General features: G+C 35.4%; 24 protein-coding genes. 7 read left to right on the top strand and 17 right to left on the bottom strand.

All coding sequences use genetic code 11. The annotated features are described in order from the left end of the window. The first annotated feature begins 154 nt into the window (after nucleotides 1-154). The 4 genes from ACTNDN_RS21985 (at nucleotide 155) to ACTNDN_RS21970 (ending at nucleotide 2,869) form a co-directional block, all read left to right on the top strand. Nucleotides 155-865 carry an alpha/beta hydrolase gene (locus tag ACTNDN_RS21985; protein ID WP_441132257.1) on the top strand — a complete coding sequence of 237 codons (711 nt, stop codon included), beginning with the start codon at nucleotides 155-157 and terminating at the stop codon, nucleotides 863-865. Between the two features lie 227 nt (nucleotides 866-1,092). Further along, entirely contained in the window at nucleotides 1,093-1,605 is a 513-nt protein-coding gene (locus ACTNDN_RS21980) for a 2'-5' RNA ligase family protein (protein WP_031536803.1), read from the top strand. Between the two features lie 4 nt (nucleotides 1,606-1,609). Continuing rightward, on the top strand, nucleotides 1,610-2,035 hold the full coding sequence (locus tag ACTNDN_RS21975; protein ID WP_031536802.1) for a GNAT family N-acetyltransferase: 426 nt from the start codon (nucleotides 1,610-1,612) through the stop codon (nucleotides 2,033-2,035). A gap of 150 nt (nucleotides 2,036-2,185) precedes the next feature. Then, the gene (locus tag ACTNDN_RS21970) at nucleotides 2,186-2,869 is read left to right on the top strand and encodes a YetF domain-containing protein (protein WP_031536801.1); all 684 of its coding nucleotides are present in this window, start codon (nucleotides 2,186-2,188) and stop codon (nucleotides 2,867-2,869) included. A 6-nt stretch (nucleotides 2,870-2,875) separates the two neighbouring features. Here ACTNDN_RS21970 and ACTNDN_RS21965 read toward each other — a convergent pair whose 3' ends face one another. Then, on the bottom strand, nucleotides 2,876-3,133 hold the full coding sequence (locus tag ACTNDN_RS21965) for a hypothetical protein (protein ID WP_031536800.1): 258 nt from the start codon (nucleotides 3,131-3,133) through the stop codon (nucleotides 2,876-2,878). A gap of 160 nt (nucleotides 3,134-3,293) precedes the next feature. On the opposite strand from ACTNDN_RS21965, the gene ACTNDN_RS21960 reads away from it, so the two are divergent. Then, nucleotides 3,294-5,612 carry an ATP-dependent helicase gene (locus tag ACTNDN_RS21960; RefSeq protein WP_441132254.1) on the top strand — a complete coding sequence of 773 codons (2,319 nt, stop codon included), beginning with the start codon at nucleotides 3,294-3,296 and terminating at the stop codon, nucleotides 5,610-5,612. 92 nt (nucleotides 5,613-5,704) lie between these two features. On the opposite strand, the gene ACTNDN_RS21955 is transcribed toward ACTNDN_RS21960, so the two are convergent. The 7 genes from ACTNDN_RS21955 to ACTNDN_RS21925 form a co-directional block, all read right to left on the bottom strand. Then, complete coding sequence (locus ACTNDN_RS21955; protein WP_031536798.1) at nucleotides 5,705-5,959, bottom strand: stage VI sporulation protein F; 255 nt, start codon at nucleotides 5,957-5,959, stop codon at nucleotides 5,705-5,707. A gap of 203 nt (nucleotides 5,960-6,162) precedes the next feature. Next, nucleotides 6,163-6,282, bottom strand: coding sequence for a YjcZ family sporulation protein (locus ACTNDN_RS21950; RefSeq protein ID WP_081836596.1), 120 nt, complete (start codon nucleotides 6,280-6,282; stop codon nucleotides 6,163-6,165). 191 nt (nucleotides 6,283-6,473) lie between these two features. Continuing rightward, nucleotides 6,474-6,830, bottom strand: a complete 357-nt coding sequence (gene spoVAE, locus ACTNDN_RS21945) for a stage V sporulation protein AE (RefSeq protein ID WP_031536797.1) — start codon at nucleotides 6,828-6,830, stop codon at nucleotides 6,474-6,476. A 71-nt stretch (nucleotides 6,831-6,901) separates the two neighbouring features. Further along, nucleotides 6,902-7,912 (bottom strand): stage V sporulation protein AD, encoded by a 1,011-nt coding sequence (gene spoVAD, locus ACTNDN_RS21940; protein WP_441132253.1) that lies wholly within the window; start codon nucleotides 7,910-7,912, stop codon nucleotides 6,902-6,904. Continuing rightward, nucleotides 7,912-8,394, bottom strand: coding sequence for a stage V sporulation protein AC (gene spoVAC, locus ACTNDN_RS21935; RefSeq protein ID WP_031536795.1), 483 nt, complete (start codon nucleotides 8,392-8,394; stop codon nucleotides 7,912-7,914). Before spoVAC ends, spoVAD begins: the two co-directional genes overlap by 1 nt. 12 nt (nucleotides 8,395-8,406) lie before the next feature. Continuing rightward, nucleotides 8,407-8,889: a sporulation protein gene (locus ACTNDN_RS21930; RefSeq protein WP_441132251.1), complete on the bottom strand. Its 483-nt coding sequence runs from the start codon at nucleotides 8,887-8,889 to the stop codon at nucleotides 8,407-8,409. 380 nt (nucleotides 8,890-9,269) lie between these two features. Then, on the bottom strand, nucleotides 9,270-9,626 hold the full coding sequence (locus ACTNDN_RS21925) for a DUF1360 domain-containing protein (protein ID WP_235252272.1): 357 nt from the start codon (nucleotides 9,624-9,626) through the stop codon (nucleotides 9,270-9,272). Nucleotides 9,627-9,786: 160 nt separating this feature from the next. Between ACTNDN_RS21925 and ACTNDN_RS21920 the strand changes: the two genes are divergently transcribed. Beyond that, the gene (locus ACTNDN_RS21920; protein ID WP_031536792.1) at nucleotides 9,787-10,275 is read left to right on the top strand and encodes a CotY/CotZ family spore coat protein; all 489 of its coding nucleotides are present in this window, start codon (nucleotides 9,787-9,789) and stop codon (nucleotides 10,273-10,275) included. Nucleotides 10,276-10,671: 396 nt separating this feature from the next. Here the strand turns inward: ACTNDN_RS21920 and ACTNDN_RS21915 are convergent, their stop codons facing one another. The 5 genes from ACTNDN_RS21915 to mgtE all read right to left on the bottom strand — a co-directional run bounded on the left by ACTNDN_RS21915 (nucleotide 10,672) and on the right by mgtE (nucleotide 16,414). Then, on the bottom strand, nucleotides 10,672-10,965 hold the full coding sequence (locus tag ACTNDN_RS21915; RefSeq protein WP_031536791.1) for an RNA polymerase alpha subunit C-terminal domain-containing protein: 294 nt from the start codon (nucleotides 10,963-10,965) through the stop codon (nucleotides 10,672-10,674). Between the two features lie 305 nt (nucleotides 10,966-11,270). Then, a complete protein-coding gene (locus tag ACTNDN_RS21910) occupies nucleotides 11,271-11,780 on the bottom strand; it encodes a CotO family spore coat protein (protein WP_031536790.1) in 510 nt (169 codons plus the stop codon). A 179-nt stretch (nucleotides 11,781-11,959) separates the two neighbouring features. Continuing rightward, on the bottom strand, nucleotides 11,960-12,733 hold the full coding sequence (gene fabI, locus ACTNDN_RS21905; protein WP_251628608.1) for an enoyl-ACP reductase FabI: 774 nt from the start codon (nucleotides 12,731-12,733) through the stop codon (nucleotides 11,960-11,962). 438 nt (nucleotides 12,734-13,171) lie between these two features. Continuing rightward, nucleotides 13,172-15,022 carry a monovalent cation:proton antiporter family protein gene (locus ACTNDN_RS21900; RefSeq protein WP_031540158.1) on the bottom strand — a complete coding sequence of 617 codons (1,851 nt, stop codon included), beginning with the start codon at nucleotides 15,020-15,022 and terminating at the stop codon, nucleotides 13,172-13,174. A gap of 21 nt (nucleotides 15,023-15,043) precedes the next feature. Then, on the bottom strand, nucleotides 15,044-16,414 hold the full coding sequence (gene mgtE / locus ACTNDN_RS21895; protein ID WP_031540159.1) for a magnesium transporter: 1,371 nt from the start codon (nucleotides 16,412-16,414) through the stop codon (nucleotides 15,044-15,046). Nucleotides 16,415-17,341: 927 nt separating this feature from the next. On the opposite strand from mgtE, the gene prpE reads away from it, so the two are divergent. Next, nucleotides 17,342-18,106 (top strand): bis(5'-nucleosyl)-tetraphosphatase PrpE, encoded by a 765-nt coding sequence (prpE, locus tag ACTNDN_RS21890; protein ID WP_235251661.1) that lies wholly within the window; start codon nucleotides 17,342-17,344, stop codon nucleotides 18,104-18,106. Between the two features lie 37 nt (nucleotides 18,107-18,143). Here prpE and ACTNDN_RS21885 read toward each other — a convergent pair whose 3' ends face one another. From ACTNDN_RS21885 to ACTNDN_RS21870, 4 genes are all read right to left on the bottom strand, one after another. Continuing rightward, nucleotides 18,144-19,040, bottom strand: coding sequence for an RluA family pseudouridine synthase (locus ACTNDN_RS21885; protein WP_441132249.1), 897 nt, complete (start codon nucleotides 19,038-19,040; stop codon nucleotides 18,144-18,146). 21 nt (nucleotides 19,041-19,061) lie between these two features. After that, a complete protein-coding gene (locus tag ACTNDN_RS21880) occupies nucleotides 19,062-19,856 on the bottom strand; it encodes an NAD kinase (protein ID WP_031540163.1) in 795 nt (264 codons plus the stop codon). An 80-nt stretch (nucleotides 19,857-19,936) separates the two neighbouring features. Continuing rightward, nucleotides 19,937-20,569: a GTP pyrophosphokinase gene (locus tag ACTNDN_RS21875; protein WP_441132246.1), complete on the bottom strand. Its 633-nt coding sequence runs from the start codon at nucleotides 20,567-20,569 to the stop codon at nucleotides 19,937-19,939. A gap of 155 nt (nucleotides 20,570-20,724) precedes the next feature. Continuing rightward, nucleotides 20,725-21,093, bottom strand: coding sequence for a hypothetical protein (locus ACTNDN_RS21870; RefSeq protein ID WP_441132245.1), 369 nt, complete (start codon nucleotides 21,091-21,093; stop codon nucleotides 20,725-20,727). Nucleotides 21,094-21,285: the final 192 nt, after the last annotated feature.

The raw sequence follows: 21,285 nt of genomic DNA, 5'->3' as shown, positions 1-21,285 counted from the left end.
CTAAACTATTATTGTCTTTTGACATAAGGACTTCCTCCTGGCTATTTATTTTCGGTTGGCGAACCAAAAATATTTTAGCACCTTGAGGAAGCTTTTTTAATACCACGCTGTAAGCTTTTTGGAACCCTAGGCATAGCCCAGGGTTTTCTTTTCTATAATAAAAGAGGAAACTTTATTTAGCAAAGAATTAGGCGAAGAAATAACATTACTAATCTATCTTCCTCCTGCCTTCTCCCCTCTTTATAAATACCATTTGCTAATCGCACAGGATGGGAAAGATTATTTTCAATTCGGTCGAATTGGAAGAGTGGCTGATGAATTACATGCAAATCATCAAATAGCGGAGACTATCATTGTTGGAGTCCCTTATTCGTCTGTCCATGATCGTCGGGAAAAATATCATCCAGATGGCCCTCAAAATACAGCATATATCCGCTTCTTGGCACATGAACTTGTTCCTTATCTAGATGAACAGTTTCCAACTTATCATATGGGATTAGGACGTGGGCTGATTGGAGATTCATTAGGCGCTACCGTATCCTTAATGACTGCATTAAAATATCCACATACCTTTGGCAAACTCTTGCTGCAATCTCCATTAGTAAATGAGAAGGTATTACAAGCCGTTCGCAAGTTCGATTCCTATCATTTACTAGAAATTGATCATATTATAGGTACAGGTGAAACTGCCGTAAAGACAACAATCCAAACAACAGAAGATTTCCTTACACCAAATAGAGAGATGGCGCATCATCTTAAATCAACAAACTCTGATTATACTTTTGAAGAATTTGATGGAGATCATACATGGAAGCATTGGCAACCATATATAGCCAAAATGCTAATAAGAATGTTTCCTTCCTAATTGGAAACTAATTTCGTTTAGCTTTTTTAAGCAATCGTGAAAGTCACTCCTCGTATAAAGACATGAGGGGTTGCTTGCTAAACATTAGATTTTTTCTGAAATCTTTGAACTTAAAAGAATAATTTTGTTATAATATCTTACATATAGAACATTGAAATCGTAATAATAGATAGTCCATTTTCTATATCTTTAAATAATGTTTTTATAATGAAATGGAGGTCCATCAAATGAAATATGGTATTGCTATTTTTCCTGGAAAAGACTTGCAGGATTTGGCCAATTCCCTTCGTAAACGATATGATCCGAAGTATGCTTTAATCCCGCCACATATTACATTAATTGGTGATTTTGAAGCGGGAAACGAAGAAATTGGAGAAGTAAGTAAGAAACTTGCAACGATTGCAAGTCATTATCATTCTATTCCTATAAAAGTATCAAAAGTAAGTTCTTTTAAACCCGTCAGCAATGTGGTCTATTTAAAGATTGAACCAAATTCTGATTTAGAACACCTTCATCAAGAGCTAATTAGTACATTGGGAGTTAGTCCAGAGCATCCATTTGTTCCACATATTACTCTTGGCCAAAATTTATCGAGTGATGAGCATTTGGATTTATACAGCAATTTACGGATGCAAAACTTTCATTTTGAGGAAAAATCAGACCGCTTCCATTTGCTTTATGAATTGGAAAATGGATCATGGACTGTTTATGAAACTTTTAGGTTAGGAAAGGAATCGTGAAAAAGTGGAAGTAATCGTCGTGAAAACAGATAAAGAATTAGAAGATGCATACTTTGTACGTAAAACAGTATTTGTAAAAGAACAACATGTACCAGTCGAAGAAGAAATAGATGAATTCGAACAGAACAGTACACATTTTGTACTTTATGATGACAATAAAAAACCAATAGGTGCTGGTCGCTATCGATCATTCGATGAGTATGGAAAAGTGGAAAGAATATGTATCCTATCTACCAATCGAAAAGGTGGCGCTGGGAAAGCGGTCATGAATAAAATAGAAGAATATGCCTTAAATAACGGTACTCCTGCTTTAAAGCTTAATGCTCAAACACATGCTATTCCATTTTATAGCAAACTAGGATATGAAGTTATTTCCGAGGAATTTTTAGATGCCGGTATTCCTCATAAAACAATGATAAAAAAATTATAATGTTATTTGGTTGTCCCAAGATGCAATCTTTCCTCTAAAAGGATATCGATTATAGCATCATAATTGGGCAGCCTTTTTATTTACAACCTAAAGCTTTAGGTTTAACTTTCATGGATTTGCCTAAAATAGATGTTGGAAAGGGTGGGTTGCATGGAATTCAAACATATATTTAGTGAACTTATTATCGGGTATTTTTTGTTGCTTCTTTTAACAAAAATCTTAGGAAAAACCCAAATCACTCAGATTACTACCTTTGACTTTGTTTCTGTTTTGGTACTAGGGGAGCTTGTAGGGAATGCTATGTATGATACAGAAACAGGAATTAAAGAAATTACCTATTCTATCCTGCTTTGGGGAGCTTTAATCTATGTTACAGAATTTATTACACAAAAATTCCGAAAAACTAGACAGCTATTCGAAGGAAAGCCATCTATTGTTATAAATAAAGGCAAAATTGATTTTCATGAACTTAAGAAAAACCATTTGGATATAAACCAGTTACAACATTTACTCCGTGCAAAAGATGTATTTTCGATTGCCGAGTGTGCTTATGCTATTTTAGAAACGGACGGCACCATAAGTGTATTAAAGAAATCTGCATATTCAAATCCGACTAAGCAAGATATGAAAATACCAATTGAAACCACTTCACTTCCGATAAGTGTCATTTTAGATGGTGAAATCATAAGAGAAAACTTACCTCGAATAGGCTGGTCCGAGGACCAATTAATGAAAGAATTAAACAGCCAAAATATTCCATCTTATAAAGATATCCTTTATGCAGAATGGCGCGAAGGCTCTCCCTTATATGTACAGAGCTATGATATGAAGTAATTTCCTTTATACTTGTGCATGAAAATAAGTACCCTTTCCAGTTAATTGAGCAATTAGCTGCTCATTGGCTACTTTTAATTCATGCATGTTGTTTTTTGGAGAAAAAGGCTTGGAAGAAGATTTCTCCTCTTGATTAGCTGGAAGATTAGCAATCTTGGCCACAGGATATGTAGCTTCTTTTTTATAGATTTTTGTTTTGCTGACAATATCTCTCACCGCATACTGCTCTGCTTGAAAATGAGTGATTGGTAAGATATATCCCATCTTAATCAGTCCTTTCCTTCTATATATAGAATCTTTTCCCTTCTTTCCCACATGTTAAACCATTTTTCTACACTTTAAACAATCCTTTGTTTTTGATATGATAGATATTATTTCACAACAGATATGGATAGATGTATTAAAAATAGATTCGAGGTTTCCTATGTTAACAGCTTTAAATTATGATAGATTCATTTCATTAAATACAATTGATAGACAAGAATTGCAGAAAGTTTATGAAGCTGGCAAAAATGGGCTTCTTGCCTGCACTGTATGTGGAGAGGCGGTAAAGCTTTATTTAGGAATAAAGAGTGCTCCCTATTTTTATCATTATTCTTCTAAACAACCATGTGCGACAGAAGACTTATCCAATGTTCAGGAAGAACAAGCTGCTACCATTGATATAGACGATGAAAAAACAAATGGATTTCGATTACCAAAGAGCAGAAGTATTTTAAAAATTGTTACCGAAAGCCCAACTTTTAAACCGCCTATGACTATTAAAGCAACGATTCATACATCTGAATTAGCGAATAGTCTACCAGTTACTTATCCAAAGGAATCTTATTTAAATATGCTCGCGCAAAACGGTTATTCAGTTGATGCTACCCAAAGTAAAGCTGTTACAATCGACGAGGGACCGATTCTTATTCTAGCAGGAGCAGGAAGTGGTAAGACGCGAGTATTAACAATGCGAGCCGCTTTTCTAATTCACGAGAAAAAAGTTGATCCGTCGACAATTATGCTCGTTACTTTCACCAATAAAGCCGCAAACGAAATGAAGGAACGATTATTACACTACCCAATGATGAACAAAAGTGTAGTACAAAAGATTGTTTCTGGAACTTTCCATAGTATTCTCTATCAAATATTGATTTTTCATGAACGAGAAAAATGGCAACGTAATAAACTACTAAGCAGTAATTGGCAAAGAGAGCTTTTATTAAAGGAAATAGCAAGGGAAGAGCAAATGGATGAGAAAGACTTCCCATTTGATGCAGCCCTTCAATTAATAAGCGCCTGGAAAAACAGCATGCTATCCCCCAATAATGTGGAGCCTGATAATGACTGGGAACAAAAAGTTGTACAGTTATATACCGGCTATGAGACGAAAAAACAACAACGAAATCTATATGATTTTGATGATATGCTTCTTGGCGGCTATCGTTTTTTTGTGGATAACCCAGCTATTTTAGCAACCTATCAAAAACGCTTTACTCATTTCTTATTAGATGAATTTCAAGACATAAATAAAGTGCAATATGAGTGGATAAAGCTAATGGCAGGTTCAGCTAAATCCATTTATGCAGTGGGTGATGATGATCAATCTATCTATTCTTTTCGAGGCAGTGATCCAAAATACCTGTTAGATTTTGAAAAAGATTATCCAAATTCACAGACAATTATTCTCGATTATAATTACCGCTCTTCACAAGAAATTGTATCTGCAGCAAAATCAACCATTAGCAAAAATACAAAGAGACGTGCTAAAAAAATGATTACAGGATATTCAGGAAAGCCCCCAATTGGGTTCTATCCTTATGACGAAGAAGAAGAAGCGACGATGATTTTGACAGATATTCAGGAAAAGATAAAATTAGGTTATGAGCCAAGGGATTTTGCAATTCTCTTTCGTACAAACACGAATAGTCGTGCCATGTTTGAGCGATTAGCATCCTCTAGTTTACCATTTAGATTGGAACAGGATACTGGTTCCTTCTACCAAAGGTTTATCGTAAAAAGCATGTTGTCCTATTTAAAACTCATTGATGATCCAGATAACCAACAAGCTGTTGGTGATATCCTGCCTACTCTCTTTTTGAAAAAATCCGTTTTGCAGGATATTAAAGCAACGAGTATTTTAGAAGATTGCAGCTTTTTAGATTGCCTCCATTTTATTAAAACAGGGTTTGCCTTTCAAGAAAGCAAGCTAAAAAAAATTCCAAATACATTAAAGGGATTAATAAATCGTTCTCCGCTTGATGCCATTAATTATATAGAAAAAGAATTAGGCTTTCAGGAATTTATTAAAAAACGAGGAAATGAAGGGAATCAATGGGATAAAGGGTCTGACGATATTCGCGATTTAAAGGTCGTTGCACGAAAATTTAATTCCATTAAAGAATTTGTGCAATATACGGATCATATGATGGCGATGAATGAAGAATTACGCAAGCAATATAAAAATGAATCCAACGTAATTACCTTAAGTACTATTCATCGTGCAAAAGGATTAGAGTATAAAACCGTTTATATACTCGGTGCGGTTGATGGGTCTATCCCTCATGACTTTGCATTAGAGTCATTCCGAAATAATAATATTTTCCCCCTTGAAGAAGAGCGTCGGCTTCTTTATGTTGCGATGACAAGGGCACAAAAAGAACTATTTCTGTCCATTCCTATGTATCTAAGAGGAAAAAAAGCTAAGGAATCACGTTTTTTATCGCCCTTGTCGATGTCTCCTTTTGTTCAATTACATTAATTTTAAAAGCCATCGTAAAACACTATTGTTCATTGGACAAACAAAAAATAGGGTAACTTTTCAGAGATTTTGATCAGTTACCCGTTTTCCTCTTACTTTTTGTTAATCATTTTAGATAGCGTATTAAAATCCAGCTGCTTGCCGTCTTTTACAATAGATTCAACTATTTTATCCTCTGTTTGCTTTGGTACAGATTTACCAGCAATTTGTGATACTCTTCGAATAACACTTCTCACTGTTTTTTCATCTTTAAAATTTGCGTTTTGTAAGGAATTTGCTAGTTCCAAAATATCTTTCATATTTACGCCAGTTTTTGATTCTATGTTTTTAAAGAAATTATTGTTCATACACGTGTTTCCTCCTTAGGTGAGCTACTTTACATTGTATGAAGCAATAGAAAAAAGGTGAAAACCCGGTGAAGAGAAAAGGCAAAAATGATTAAGAGGCGTAGCAGGTTATTGCTATTGAGAGCTCCATACTGAGAGCTCCATACTAAAATTCAAAAATATAAAAGGAGCTCTCTTTAAAAGAGAGCCCCCTTTTCCAATGATTAGTTGTAGAAGCTAGCTCCTACGATTACTAACAAGATAAATAAAACAACGATTAAAGCAAAAGAAGAGATTCCTCCTCCGCTATAGCCGCCACCATAGCCATATCCGCCATAACACATTCCTACTTCACCTCGCTTCTCCTTGTACTCATTATCAGAATATGGAGAATTGAAGTTTATGTATAGGCAAGCTACTAATAACGAATAGAATGTACGATTGTCATGAGTGTCCATTCCTTTACTTTCCATGCATAAGGAACTATCATAAATTTCCTACCATTAATCAAAAAATAAAGAATTTTCACATATTATTACCCTTTTGGTTTAAAAATTAGAGCACCGATAAAACCGAATATAATAGCCGCAGATATCCCTGAACTCGTTACTTCAAACATCCCTGTTAATACACCAACAATGCCATGCTTTTCAGCTTCTTGCATTGCTCCATGTACTAATGCATTTCCAAAACTCGTTATCGGAATGGTAGCACCTGCACCTGCAAAATCAGCAAATGGCTCATATAATCCAAATCCATCCAGTACCGCACCTACTACGACTAATGTTGTTAACGTATGTGCAGGAGTTAGCTTAGCAACATCAAACATAAGCTGTCCAATAACACAAATTATACCTCCTATAACAAAGGCCCAAAAAAACATTGGGAGCATCCCTATTCCTCCTTTTTCCTATATTTCTTCCATGCGACAATCAGTAGGAAAGAAATTATCCTACTGATTTATTAAATTTCAATCGATACAGCGTGAGCGATACAAGGTATCGTTTCATTTTGTTGCACGGTTAATGGGGAAAGAAGCGCACCTGTTGCGACTAGAAGAATCCTTTTGTAGGTGCCTTTTTTCATTTCATTTAATAAATGTCCATAGAGCACAGTTGCTGAACATCCCGCTCCACTTCCTCCAGATTGGACCGGCTGATCTTTTGTATAAACCAATAACCCACAGTCTTTAAATTTATTTTCATCTATACTCAATCCTTTTTCTTTTAATAAAGCTATCGCGGTTTCTCTCCCGATTCTTCCTAAATCACCTGTGACAATTAAATCATAGTGAGAGGGATCAATTTTTAAATCTTGAAAGTGTGCAAGTATTGTATCTACAGCTGCTGGAGCCATTGCTCCCCCCATATTAAATGGATCTGCTAATCCCATATCAACCACTTTGCCAATTGTGGCAGAGGTTGTGTAAGGTAATTGCCCATCTGATTGTCTACTTGTCACTAACGCCACACCTGCACCAGTTACAGTCCATTGTGCTGTCGGTGGTTTTTGCCCACCATATTCAGTTGGATAACGAAACTGCTTTTCAACCGCTGCATTATGACTAGAGGCACCTGTTAATACATTCGTAGCACCCTGATAATTCACCATGAAGGAAGCAAGAGCAAGACCTTCCATAGATGTAGAGCAGGCACCAAATAAACCGAAATAAGGGATTTTCAAGTCTCTTGCCGCAAAGCTTGAAGGGGTAATTTGATTAATTAAATCACCAGCTAAAAAAAACTGGATATCTTTTGGCTTTACTTCCCCTTTTTTTAAAGCTGTCTGTGCAGCTTCCTCTAGTAAGATCCGATGAGCCTGTTCATAAGAGGTTTTCCCCATCCATAAATCATCATGTAAAATATCAAAATCATTAGCTAACCTTCCATTTGCTTCAAAGGGACCTCCTGATACGCCGGTAGCTTTTATTACTGGATGATTTTGAAATACCCAGGACTGTTTACCTTGAAGCATTAGAATCCCCCCGTCATTAGAATGAATATTGTTTTAATAAGCGCGACCACAAAGGCTGAAAATACACCGAATAAAATAACGGAACCAGCGAGCTTAAAAATATTTCCCCCAACTCCAAGTACAAATCCTTCTGTACGATGTTCAATCGCTGCTGAAATGATGCTATTACCAAATCCTGATACAGGTACAGCACTTCCTGCTCCTGCAAACTGGCCCAAACGATCATAAATACCAAAACCAGTTAATAACATCGAAAGAAATATGACTGTAGCTGTTGTAGGGTTGCTTGATGTTTGTTCTGTAAAATGGAAAAAGTAAATGTAGAAATAAGAAATAATCTGGCCAATCATACATATTAATCCGCCGACAAAAAATGCCTTTATGCAATTTTTTAAAACCGGCCGTTTTGTTTCATATTGTTGTTCAAATTTTTCATATTGCTGTTGCTCTGGTGTTTTGTTTTTTTTCTTACTGTCTGCCATTTTATCCCCTCCTTACGTTAACTCATTATTTAATTTAATAATTTCTTTCAAACGCTTGTCTGCTTTTTCTTCACTAAATTCCGAATCTTGGATTTTATCCCTTAAGCGCATTGTCTCTAAGAAAATTTTAAAGTCACTAGAAACCGTAAATTTCTCCTCTGGATATTTAGATTCCAGCTTTTCCGTTAATTCTTTTTCAATACTTTTCATTTTAAAACGAGCCATCTGTTTCACTTTATAGGCTACTAACGTATCCTTCTTGCCTTTAACTACTGCTACATCATAAATGGACGAAATGGTATTTGTTTCTTCCTTTATCCCTTGGACCAATTCTTTTTGACCTACTTCGTCGGATTCTGTATAGATAACAACTGGTTCTGGATCTACCTTTTTCAGCATAGACCATCTGCTATTCGGCGTTTCTTTCTCACAACCAGTTAAGAAAACACATAAGCTAAAAATCAATATCAAAAAAGCGTGCTTTTTATTCGTCATATTCTTCCCTTCCTATGTAAATGATGAATTGATGTTTATATTTTCTTCTTTTTAAGCTTTAATTATTAGAGGTTTCTCTAACAATTAAAATCCAATTTTTACAAACTCTTTTTTAAAATAAAAAATACCCGCTCAAAGTCGGGTATTCTCCTTATTTTGCAGATTTTTTTCCGCAATTACATCCTGATTTTTTCTTTTTTGTTTTAGTTGTTGCTTTCGGCTTTTCTGTCCCTTTTACTTTAAATACTTTTTTCTCCAGCAACTCAATCCCTCCAATAATAATATCTATACACGAATAAAAACACTGTTCTCAAACGTGCCTTAACACATTGTATGACGGAATGAAATGCATGTGTAAACAACTAGCCTACCTAATGCAGTTAATCAACAAACACTCTTTGTAAGATAGCTTCAATTAAGGAAGCTCCTCCTGCTATCGCAAAGACAAGCACAAAAGGTCCACAAATGCTTGGAAAGATATAATATAAAAGGGTAAGGAAGATTGCGACCCACACACCAGTACACCAATAGCAGCTAATTAACTCTCCAAAGAAACCACGGATTTTTCCAGATTTAGGAACTATATAAACTTCTGTTTGCCCATCATTATTCTGTTCCTCTACTTCATCTAAAAACAACTTACGGAAAGATTCTGTGATTCGATCAAAAACAATTAATCTCGTTAGACGAAAGCTTGCCAAAATTAATAAAAAAAACTCCATCCATTGGATATCCATCTAGATTCTCCCCTCCAATCGACCAAGAAATAGTAAACGGATAGTCAGATGCCCAAATTTTGAGAAAAAAGGCGTTTGTCCGTAACCCATAAGGCTCTTCGGCAATATGTTAGTAATGTAAGAAACATAAAGAAAGAAACAAACAAGGAGGAAAACAATTATGGGTTGTGGAAAAAAAGAAGATATTTACGGTACATCCAGCTGTGTTTGCGAAGTGGTTCGTGCCATTAAAGATATCCAAGATAACGCTGAAGACACTTGCGAATGCGAAACTAACTGTTTCTCAGAGCCACTAGGATCACTTGTATCTCCAACAAAGCGTAAAAAAGCTGATACTCGTGTATTCGTTTTAAGTTCTGCTGATGGCTCTCCATTCCATGCATTTTATACAGGTTCAGACTGCAACTGCGTTTCTATCTTTTTCCGAGTAGAGGATGTTTTTGATAACTGCTGTGCAGTATTAAGAGTACTTGCTCCAATCGGTAAAGACGGAGAAACACTTGATATCGTTGGACACAAAGGAATCGATTTAAGCAAAATTTGTGAATTAGAAGGTTTTGTTCGCACTTCAAGCTGCATTACAGTTGACTTAAAATGCTTCTGCGCAGTTCAATGTATCGCTGACGTTGACTTAAATGTTTGTGACTAATAACGATAAAATTTATATGCTTTACCCTCGGAGGACGTCTATCATGGCTCCTCCATTTTTATGTTTACTCCTTTCTTTTTTTTCATTACATTTTATGCACGGAAAGGAGTTACCATGTTACAAGACAAACCTAATCATCTCGATTCACAAATTTGTTGAATATTGGACAATAAAAGGGGGGCCGCATAATAAGCAGTTTCGATTATGTGGTGAAATTTTTTTTAAAAAGAATTCAAAATTACATATTATCTCAAAGCAAAAACGCATTTCATTCCCCTCTCAGTATGATAAGCGGTGATTATAAAGCTAATCTTTTTCAAGAGAAGGCATCTATCATAGGGAGGAAAAAATACTGAATTTGTCAAAAACGCCTTGTTTGATTAGTAATCCTTGTGTTTAGTCTTTGAATGATAACCCGTTTTCTTTTAATACAGACCTAAGTTTTGGTAAAGAAGCTGGTCCCATTCCGTGAAATTGCAAAATATCTTTCTCGCTATATTTTGATAGCTCCTTCAGCGATGTTATCCCATTGTTTTCCAATGCACGTCTTGCTGGTGCCGATAGCAATGAAAGAAATCCATTATTAGGTTTGCGTTCTGTCTCACAAATCGGGCAGGTTGGACAATCGCTGCTTTTAAAGTATTTGTGTCCCTTATCGCATGTTCTTAAAATTTTTTTTGAAGTAGTCATAAAATGTCTCCCTTTTTGCTATTATTTTTTCCTTCAATATATCTAGTTAAAGAATTTAATTCATCCTTTTTTCCGCAGTTCTCAATCTACCAAAGTTTACCTAATTCAATACTTTTATATTCGTTTAATTTAATATTAACATTAAACTCCGAATGTTGATAAATTACCAAAAGAAAAAGGAGTTATTCCAAATCAATGAACGGTTATAAATATATCATTAGCAGTAACCAATTTCGTAGATTACTGTATGTAATATATTTATACACCATCTAATTTGAAATAACTCCATTAATGCGATGAATTAATTAAATACCAATCATTCTTACTTCTTGAATCACAGCTATTTTTAAGGTGACGATCGACTGATCCATTAGTTTTATATCAACATTTCCGTCTGTTAAACCAACTATAAATCCACGAATATTCTCATTAGCCGTTATAACAATACACGGGACTGGTGGCAACTGCTTAGGAAAATTAAGTAAGTACTCTAATTTCTCGACTATCTCCATCTCTTTAAAGCTTTTTAACCGTTTAAAGGCAGGTTTTCTTGGAGATTTTTCCACTTGCTGCTCCTGATAATTTTGCATTTGTTCCTGGGTATTCATTGTGGAGGCTTGCTTTTCCGCTCCTTCTTTTGAGAGCTCTTTTGTTTCTTTGATCTCTTGGAGCATTTCTTCTTTTTGCTTTTTCTCCATCAGTTCTTTGTATTGCTTCTGTTTAGCAATTTTTGCAGAATAGCTTACTTGCATATTGCCTTCCATCTTTTTGGTACCAGACTGAGAAAGATAAGGCTTACTATTCTCACTGTACACAATTTTCACCTCCTAAAACATTAACCATATTTTTTATAGGATTCATCCTAATGTATGCATGATTTGCCTAATACGTAACTTTAATTATCAAAAAATGAAAAGAAGTGTACGTGGAAAGACGAAGTGGTTTGGTCAAAAAATAAGACAACCCATCAGCTGATGAGTTGTCTTTAATTGAATTAACCAACAATGTGGAAACCTGAATCTACATGAATATTCTCTCCAGTTATTCCTCTTGCTAGATCACTAAACAAGAACAATGCTGTATCTCCTACTTCTTCTGGAGTTGTTGTTCTTCTAAGTGGAGAACGCTCCTCGATTTCTTTTAAAATGGAATTGAAATCACTAATTCCTTTTGCAGATAATGTGCGAATTGGCCCTGCGGAAATAGAGTTTACACGAATACCTTCTTTTCCTAAATCAGCAGCTAAATAACGAACACTTGCATCCAAGGAAGCTTTTGCAACACCCATTACATTATAATTTCTAATTGCACGCTCTCCGCCTAAATAAGTTAATGTAACAATACTTCCGCCTTCTGTCATTAAGCCTTTTGCTTCTTTAGCAACCGCGGTTAATGAATAGGAACTAATATTATGCGCAAGTAAAAAACCGTCTCTTGTTGTATTCATATAGTCGCCTTGTAATTCTTCTTTATGAGCAAAAGCGATGCAGTGAGCAATCCCATGAATTGTCCCAACTTCTTTTTTTATTGCTTCAAAGCAAGTGGCAATTTCTTGATCATTAGTAACATCACAAGGTAATACAATACTATCTGATGAATCTAGAGTAGCAACAAGGTCACGAACGCTTTTTTCTAATCTTTCCCCTGCATAAGTGAAAATTAATCGAGCACCAGCTTTATGCAAGGAAGTTGCAATTCCCCACGCAATACTTCTTTTATTTGCAACACCCATGACAACATAGGTTTTGCCCTTTAATGAAAAAGTCATTCTTATTCCTCCTATATACTATTACAAGTTATTAGTACCTAGTACTAATTTTACTACAAAAAAATAAAAAAAGAAAGCACTCATACAATAGGCACTTTCGTCATTTTTGTCATTAGCTTACCGTATCGTCGTTATTATCTGTTGCTTTTTTGGGATTTTAGCTTAGCATTTTTGTTAAAAAGGGCTTAGAAGCGCTTTCTCTGTTACCCTTTTGTCCTTCTTTTTGCTGAAAAGGGCTTAGAGACGCTTTCTCTGTTACCCTTTTGTCCTTCTTTTTACTAAAAAGGGCTTAGAGGCGCTTTCTCTGTTACCCTTTTGTCCTTCTTTTTGCTGAAATGGGCACTGACACCGTCGTCTTTCCTTTACCTTTCAAGCCTTTCTCATACTGCAAAAATTATTAAATAATTTACCCGCCTATAATAACCTAACGATACTTAATTAAAATTTAAATTCCAACTGTCTCTTTAATTCTGTTACATATTCATGTGATCCAGTTACAAGTAGATGGTCATTAAGTTGTAACTCTGTATCTCCATGAGGGATGACAAAATCAGATCCTCTAAAGATTCGGACGAAAATGACATCTCCAGTAAACGGGAATGATCTCAAAGACATTCCTTCAAATTCTTTGTTTCTTAATATTATTTCATGTAGGGATGTCTCTGTATTTCCAAGTAGTGCAAATATATTTGGAGACTGAATTAATGCAGTTAATAATGCTTTCGTAGATGTCAACATAGAAAATACTTCTATATCTTCTCTGCGTAATTCCTCCTCCATCTCCATATTTTCCACACGACAAATCACTCGATCTACCCCTGCTCTTTTAATCAAGAGACTCATTTCAGCATTTAAGAAGGAATCTCCTGTCGAAATCACAACTATATCTGCTGAGCAAATATCTGTTTGTCGTAGAATCTCCTCTGAATAATTGTTCAACTCAATGATTTCAAATAAAGAGTCTGCAATTTGAAAATCTTGCTTTTCTTGTTTTTTATGATAGAAAGTTACATTATAAAGAGATGATTTCAATTCTTGGTAAACTTGCATAGTAACTTGATTTACTCCAATAATAGAAACATTTATCACTTTTTCTTGTGCTACATCTTTTGGGAACATTTTCTTGAACAAAATCGGCGAAATAATGCAAGATATAATGGCAACCAAAATAAAGATTCCACTCATTTGAGGTGTTATTATATTTAAACGTTCTCCAATTGTAGATGCAGCTATAACGAGTGACAAAGTTGATGTTAATAAAAATCCAGAAGCCACAATCGTTTTTGTATCATACCATTTTTTTAAATAGTAGACTGGTAACAGCTTACTTACTAATAACGCCATTAATAGTAAAGGAATAAATAATAATAGTTTAGGATCTGTAAATAACGACCAGATATCCATTTCAACACCAATCATCACAAAGAAAATAGGTATTAAAAATCCATAACCAAATGAATCTAACTGGTGAACCAATTCTTCATTTGGTGATAATAGGGACACAAGTACTCCTGCTAAGAAAGCACCTAAAATATGTTCTGCTCCAACAGATTCTGATAAAGCGACAAGAAAGATGATTAATGCAAATACTGCTCTTGTGCCTATTTGTACTGTTCCTCTAGAAAGAGTGTCCATAAATTTATTATTTTTTATTCTTCTACCAACAAAGTAAAGAATTAAACCTGCTATAAAAAGAATTAATAATAGCCAAGTATTCCCTCCTGTTTCATGAATAGAAGCAAATACAGCAAGTAAAATCATTGTGACTAAATCAGCAATTACTGCTACAAGCAAAATAATTTGCCCAATAACGGACTTCATGATGTTTGCTTCTTTTAAAGTTGGAACTACTACTCCTAAAGAAATAGTTGCGATAATAATGGTCATTAAAAATGCACTATCAACAAATCCAGCTAGTACAAACAAAAAACTTAATCCGATTGATAGTAGGAGAATTGCCACAAAAATAATTATTGCCGTCTGAAATGATTTAGGCTCTAATTTCCCATTAGGCAATGTCTCTCTTTTTTTTCTACTTGAAAAAGCAGAAAAATCTATCTCTAAACCACTTAAAAACATTAAAAAGATAAACCCTAAAGTCGATAGAGTTTCTAGCCACATATCTTGCTCTACAAGGTTAAACCCACTTTTCCCGATAATTAAACCCATCAGAATTTCTGCCACAACTACGGGAATAATATTCAATTTTAGTCGTTGCAAAATAATTGGTGTTAATAGAGCCACCGTAACTACGATAACTAGTGATGCGAAAGAAGCACCGTGTTCCATCGCTATCCCTCCTTTTTTCCTCTAATTCGTTAAATAACTCATAAACATAGTTGCCATACCAAAATAAATCAAAATACTAATAATGTCATTAATTGTTGTAATAAATGGACCTGAGGCCACAGCTGGGTCTATATTAAATTTGTGCATAATAAGAGGGATGATTGCACCAGCAATCGTTGCTACTATCAGTGTTCCAAGGATTGAAACTCCAACTAGAATTCCGAGAAATAAATCACCCTTCCATACATACACCACAATCGTAACTAGTATGCCACATATCGTTCCAGTAATGAGCCCAGTCCCTGCTTCTCTTACAATTAGCTTCCAGCTATTTTCCTTGCCAATATCTCCTGTGGCTATCCCACGTACAGCAACTGCCAAAGCTTGCGTTCCTGTATTCCCAGCCATTCCGGCAATCAGTGGAATAAATACAGCAAGGATTGCTACTTGATTGAGTGTTTCTTCAAATCGACCAATAAGGCTTGCAGTAAACATGCCAAGAAATAATAAAATAATTAGCCATGGGAGCCTTTTTTTTGCTGCAGAGAAAGGATGCTGGTCAACAAAATCCATATTGGAAACCGCAGCGAATTTTGAATAATCCTCTGAAGCTTCCTCTTGCATAACATCGACAATATCATCAATTGTTATAATCCCAAGCAATCTTTTTTGAAAATCAATAACAGGTAAGGCTAAAAAGTCATAGTCTTGCATTTTTCTAGCTACTTCTTCCTGATCCTCACTTACAGAGACAGAATAGATTCTGTCATTCATAATATCTTTGATAAGCGTTTGATTCCCACTAACAATTAAACTTCGTAAAGATACCACGCCAACTAATTGTTTTTGGTCATTAACTACATAAATATAATAAATAGTTTCTGCATTGGGTGCCTCTCTTTTTAAAATATTCATAGCAGTCTCTACCGTTTGTTCTGCAGATAAACTTATATAGTCTACTGTCATAATACTTCCAGCAGTCGACTCTTCATAATGCATAAGTGCTTTAATGCTCGTTGCAGTTGGTTGCTCCATTATTGCCAAATAGCTTTCTACTTGCTCTTTTTCTAATACATTTAATATATCTACAGCATCATCTACAGACATATTTGCTAAAGTGTCTGCTACATAATCAGGGATAAGTTTAGCAAAAATCTCTTGATATTCCCAATCATCCATTTCTAAGTTCTCAAACATTTCTGCGATTTCACTTGGAGCTAAGTATTCAAAAACTTTGGTTCTCTCTTCTATCTCCATTTCCTTAAAAAATGAAGCTTGGTCATAAGGATGTAATTCAAGGAAATTTTTACGAAATTCCTGTAAGTTTTCATTTTGTAAAGAATGGAGAATTACATTACGCTGTGCTTCATTCGTTAAATTTTTCTCTGACACTTGTCTTCCTCCTCTCTTTTAAAATTGGCTATTTTTCTTTGTCAAAGCAATAAGCTTTTAAAAAGGCTGTTTAAGTTTGTAACTGCAATTTAATCATAATTGTTGGTGGCCGACTTTTAAATTTGGGTATTTCATTTGTTTTCCGAGGCGACAGCTTGCTTTCCATGGGGCGAGCGCCGAGCCGCTTCGTTACTACGTTCCTGCTGCAGGGTCTCGGACTTTCTCGTAGCTCCCATAGGAGTCGAGCTGTCGCCTCTCCAAACCAACTTAATATTCGCTTTCAAATAAATAAACCCTTAATTAATTTGGAGAAACTATACTTTTTCAGTGCCCTCGTTATGCTCATGCAGAATCTTAATAGCGTCTCTCTCGATAATCCCACTGGAGTCTACGTATATTACGGCTACTCTATTTTTCCAACTTATTCTTTTTTCCTATTGAAAAAACAACAATCTTTTAGAAAACTGCCTTTAAAAATCAGCCTAAAAATTTGTGGCCACTGAAAAAGTGAATTACCTGGTAAATCGGTAGTTACCAAACCATTCTAACTTAGTGTAGGCTTTTGTTTTCCGAGGCTTACTGCTCGCTTTCCACGGGGCGAGCGCCGAGCCGCTTCACAGCTCACGCTCCTGCAGGGTCTCGGACTTTCTCGCATCTCCCGTAGGAGTCGAGCGGACACCTCTCCAAACCAACTTATTATTTGCTTTCAAATAAATAAAACCTCATTTAATTTGGAGAACTAGACTTTTTCAGTGCCCTCAAAATTTCAATATGATTTTTATAGTAACAAAAGATTAACGATTTGTCTTTTATTTAGACATGACACTTTTATTTTTTTATCTTTCCCCAAAAGCAGAAACAATTAACAAAATGCTCTCTAAAGCAATTGGGTATAGTAAAAAAGAGAATAAAGGAGAGAGGGATTTTATGAAGCTTGATATCATTGGAGATATTCATGGGTGCTATGAGGAGTTTAAACTTTTAACAGAGAAATTAGGTTATAGATGGGATCAGAATTATCCACAGCATCCAGCAGGGAGAAAACTAGCGTTTGTTGGAGATTTAACAGATCGCGGCCCTGCTTCCTTAGCTGTAATAGAAACTGTTTATTTATTACTCAAAAAGGATTTGGCTTATTACGTACCTGGAAACCATTGCGATAAATTGTATCGTTTTTTCTTAGGACGAAATGTGAAAATTGCCCATGGTCTAGAAACAACCGTAGAAGAATGGAAGCAATTAAATAAAAGAGAACAGGAAAGAATAAGAAAAATGTTTAAAGAATTATATGAGAATGCACCATTATATCATGTGCTTGACAATCAAAAGCTTGTTATTGCTCATGCTGGCATTCGGGAGGATTACATTGGCCAATATCATAATAAAGTAAAAACATTCGTACTGTATGGGGATATCACAGGCGAGGTACATGGAGACGGTTCACCTGTAAGAAGAGATTGGGCTAAATATTATAAAGGAAAATCCATCATTGTTTATGGTCATACACCAGTAAGCAATGTAAGAGAAATCCATCGTACCTATAACATTGATACAGGCGCAGTATTTGGAGGAAAATTAACAGCACTAAAATATCCAGAACTAACTAGCGAATCTGTCCCATCCAGTATGCCTTTTTTTGCAGAGAAATTCCGTACTTTTGATGAAGAGGTAGTAGGAAACAAGGATAGGTGAGTGAATTAATAAAGAGTTAGAGATCTGTCTTCGATCCTTAACTCTTTGTCATTTTTTGCTTCAACCTTTTCATATCGTCCGGGAGATCAATTGTAAAAGTCATTGTTTGTTTTGAAACTGGATGTGTAAATTTAATAAAAAAACAATGTAATGCTTGCCGATCAATATCGATTCTTTTCCCACCATATAAGTCATCCCCATGAAGTGGGTGTCCTTTATAAGAAAGATGTACTCGTATTTGATGAGTTCTTCCTGTCTCAAGTGTTAATTCTACTATAGAATAATCTACATCCTGTGATAAGACTTGATAATGGGTAATGGCTGTTTGCCCATCTTCTCGAACTTCTCTTTTAATTATACTGTCTTGGCACCTGCCAATTGGCTCATTAATTATATCACGTAAGGGAGAAATTTCCCCTTCTGCAATAGCGATATATTTTCTTTTTACATCTCCAGTTTTTTGTTGCTCACTCAGTAAATGATGAATATGGCGATGCTTCGCAATAAGTACTAATCCTGATGTATCTCGATCTAAGCGTGTAACAATATGAGTTGTTGCTTCAATGCCCTGCTTTTTATAGTAATCAACTAAGGCATTTGCCAAACTGCCTGTAGGATGCTCTCTTGAAGGGATCGTATTCATCCTAGCATTTTTTTGCACGATAAGAATATACTCATCCTCAAAGATTATATTTAAAGGAATGGATTCTGGTATTAATCCACTACTAGGCAACTCTGGCGGAAAGAGAACAACTAAATGATCATCCCTTTTTAAAAAATAGCGAACGTTTTCTTCTTGATCGTTTACCAGGATTTTTCCACCTTTAAACTTTATATCTGTTAAAGCTGCCTTTGAGATACGTTGTGTTTTCAAAAATTCTTTAATGGTAATGCCTGCTTCATGCTGTATAACCCACTCTAACAAAAAGCTCAAACTATCGCTCCTGTCTATTTCTTATTCAGAAATGAAAGAATCATGTACTCGTTTCCAAAATGGGAACGAACGAAATCTTGCAAACCGTACTTTTTCTTCTGCTACACGATATTGAATCGAATGTACTTTTTTATGTAATAGATTCAAATGATCAATCGAAATTTGAAAATTCGGTTCATTAACTGGCTTTAAAACACATGTATGATGTTTTGGTAAAATCAATGGGGAGCCAACCGTTCTAAAAACACGATTATTAATGGACGCCATTTCTGCCAGCTGAATGGCTTCAATGGAAGGATGTACAATTGCCCCACCTAATGCTTTGTTATAGGCAGTACTTCCAGAAGGTGTTGAGACACAAAGACCATCTCCTCTAAACCGCTCGAAATGCTTACCGCTCATTTCCACATCCATGACAAAGGTTCCTTCTATACTTTTCACCGTTGATTCATTTAATGCTAAGTATCTCGTTTCCTTCTCTTCGTTCTGATATCGTACAACCACTTCCAATATTGGATATTCAATGATGTTATAAGGCGTTTTCGCTATCGCAATCACTAGTTTTTCCAATTCAGCTGGAGTCCAATCTGCATAGAATCCTAAATGACCTGTATGCATACCAACAAATGCTGTTTTGTCTAAACGATTGCTGTAGCGATGAAATGCATAAAGAAGTGTTCCATCTCCCCCTACAGAGATAACAATATCTGGCTCTTCTTCATCATATTGAAGTTCAAAATCAAGTAAGTATTGTTTGATTATTTGCACTAAGTTTTCGGATTTTGAATCACCCTTTGAGGTTACGGCAAATTTCATTGTTTAGTAGCTCCTCTTCTCAGTTTAGAAATGCAGAATATATATTTTTATTTCTATTGTTTTAACTTAAGAAAAAAATACTAACTATTCTTGTCATTTTCTTTTTTTCGATTAAAGAAAGCTTGTGCTTCTTGAATTTCTCCACGGATTAAGGACATTTCTTTATCTAAACGAAAGGCTGCTTCTGCAGCTCCCTGCAACCTCATTTTAATATCTTCGGGAAATTGGCCCTTATATTTATAATTCAGTGAATGTTCAATCGTCGCCCAAAAGTTCATCGCAAGGGTACGAATTTGGATCTCAACTAGGAGCTTCTTTTCCCCAGTAATGGTTTGTACTGGATAGACAATTACCACATGATAGGATTGATAGCCGCTTTCTTTTCTATGTAATATGTAATCTCTTTCTTCTACAATTTCAAAATCATTTCTTTGTCTTAATAGTTCAACTACTCTTATAATATCGTCAACAAATGGACACATCATACGAAGTCCTGCAATATCTTGCATTTCCGTTTCTAATTTGTCTAAAGGAATTCCTTTTTCATTCGCCTTATCTAATATACTTGCAATCGGCTTTACGCGCCCTGTTACAAATTCGATTGGAGAATGCTCCTCTTCATGATCAAATTGTCGTCGCATTCCTTTTAGTTTAACCTTTAATTCATCCACTGCCTGTTTGTAGGGAGCCAAAAATTGATCCCACTGTTTCATATATAACACCTCATTTCCAAGGTTTCTTTTTGAGACGAGGTATTTCACTTATAGAAAATCTGTTAATTTATTCTTGTTCTCTATACAGGAAGACTAGCACCTAATTTATCCCATTCACTGTGCCGTTGTACCTGCAAAAAACTAATCAACAAATTTTATTGGAAAACGGATGAAACCGCTTTTTCCATATCCTCTCCATAATTTCCATTTCCTCGAATATTTTCAATTAAATATTCCAATTCCTCTTTAAAATTCTCAAGCAATAATTCCCCATTTAAAGCCTTAATAAAGAATGCATTATTTGCTTCTAATGCCACTTTACAATCCTTCCACACCATTTCTGGAATTTCTAGATAAACATATTCATTTTCTTTTTCAAGTAAATATATAAACGCAAGAGAATCAGAGTCAACCAGCATTTGACCACTTGCCTTTGTGTTCTCTAAATTCGCATCCTCCTGCAATTGAAATACCAGTTCATTTTCTCTTACAATACTCTCTGTAATCTTCCATTTTTGTTTCATCATTCACCCTCCAACTATGCATTATTTTACCACAACCAAAAGAATTATCATAGAAAAGCGCAAGGTACCCGTTTAGGGGCGTGTGGGATGGAGCGACCTTTCCTGAGATAAAGGAAACACGGTGAACGTTAGTGAGCCGATGTTGACTTATCGTAGGGAACGGGCGCGAAGCCCATCTGCCCCTGGGTGCCT

Source organism: Niallia sp. HCP3S3_B10, from assembly GCF_052064465.1.
Lineage (GTDB): Bacteria > Bacillota > Bacilli > Bacillales > Cytobacillaceae > Niallia > Niallia hominis.
This window is presented reverse-complemented; position numbering and strand designations above follow the sequence as displayed.

Excerpts from the sequence above, each read along its gene's own strand:
- ACTNDN_RS21980 (WP_031536803.1), top strand. The coding sequence starts at position 1,093 with ATGAAATATGGTATTGCTATTTTTCCTGGAAAAGACTTGCAGGATTTG.
- ACTNDN_RS21970 (WP_031536801.1), top strand. The coding sequence starts at position 2,186 with ATGGAATTCAAACATATATTTAGTGAACTTATTATCGGGTATTTTTTG.
- ACTNDN_RS21965 (WP_031536800.1), bottom strand. The coding sequence starts at position 3,133 with ATGGGATATATCTTACCAATCACTCATTTTCAAGCAGAGCAGTATGCG.
- ACTNDN_RS21960 (WP_441132254.1), top strand. The coding sequence starts at position 3,294 with ATGTTAACAGCTTTAAATTATGATAGATTCATTTCATTAAATACAATT.
- ACTNDN_RS21955 (WP_031536798.1), bottom strand. The coding sequence starts at position 5,959 with ATGAACAATAATTTCTTTAAAAACATAGAATCAAAAACTGGCGTAAAT.
- ACTNDN_RS21950 (WP_081836596.1), bottom strand. The coding sequence starts at position 6,282 with ATGTGTTATGGCGGATATGGCTATGGTGGCGGCTATAGCGGAGGAGGA.
- spoVAE (WP_031536797.1), bottom strand. The coding sequence starts at position 6,830 with ATGCTCCCAATGTTTTTTTGGGCCTTTGTTATAGGAGGTATAATTTGT.
- spoVAD (WP_441132253.1), bottom strand. The coding sequence starts at position 7,912 with ATGCTTCAAGGTAAACAGTCCTGGGTATTTCAAAATCATCCAGTAATA.
- spoVAC (WP_031536795.1), bottom strand. The coding sequence starts at position 8,394 with ATGGCAGACAGTAAGAAAAAAAACAAAACACCAGAGCAACAGCAATAT.
- ACTNDN_RS21930 (WP_441132251.1), bottom strand. The coding sequence starts at position 8,889 with ATGACGAATAAAAAGCACGCTTTTTTGATATTGATTTTTAGCTTATGT.
- ACTNDN_RS21925 (WP_235252272.1), bottom strand. The coding sequence starts at position 9,626 with ATGGATATCCAATGGATGGAGTTTTTTTTATTAATTTTGGCAAGCTTT.
- ACTNDN_RS21920 (WP_031536792.1), top strand. The coding sequence starts at position 9,787 with ATGGGTTGTGGAAAAAAAGAAGATATTTACGGTACATCCAGCTGTGTT.
- ACTNDN_RS21915 (WP_031536791.1), bottom strand. The coding sequence starts at position 10,965 with ATGACTACTTCAAAAAAAATTTTAAGAACATGCGATAAGGGACACAAA.
- fabI (WP_251628608.1), bottom strand. The coding sequence starts at position 12,733 with ATGACTTTTTCATTAAAGGGCAAAACCTATGTTGTCATGGGTGTTGCA.
- ACTNDN_RS21900 (WP_031540158.1), bottom strand. The coding sequence starts at position 15,022 with ATGGAACACGGTGCTTCTTTCGCATCACTAGTTATCGTAGTTACGGTG.
- prpE (WP_235251661.1), top strand. The coding sequence starts at position 17,342 with ATGAAGCTTGATATCATTGGAGATATTCATGGGTGCTATGAGGAGTTT.
- ACTNDN_RS21880 (WP_031540163.1), bottom strand. The coding sequence starts at position 19,856 with ATGAAATTTGCCGTAACCTCAAAGGGTGATTCAAAATCCGAAAACTTA.
- ACTNDN_RS21875 (WP_441132246.1), bottom strand. The coding sequence starts at position 20,569 with ATGAAACAGTGGGATCAATTTTTGGCTCCCTACAAACAGGCAGTGGAT.
- ACTNDN_RS21870 (WP_441132245.1), bottom strand. The coding sequence starts at position 21,093 with ATGAAACAAAAATGGAAGATTACAGAGAGTATTGTAAGAGAAAATGAA.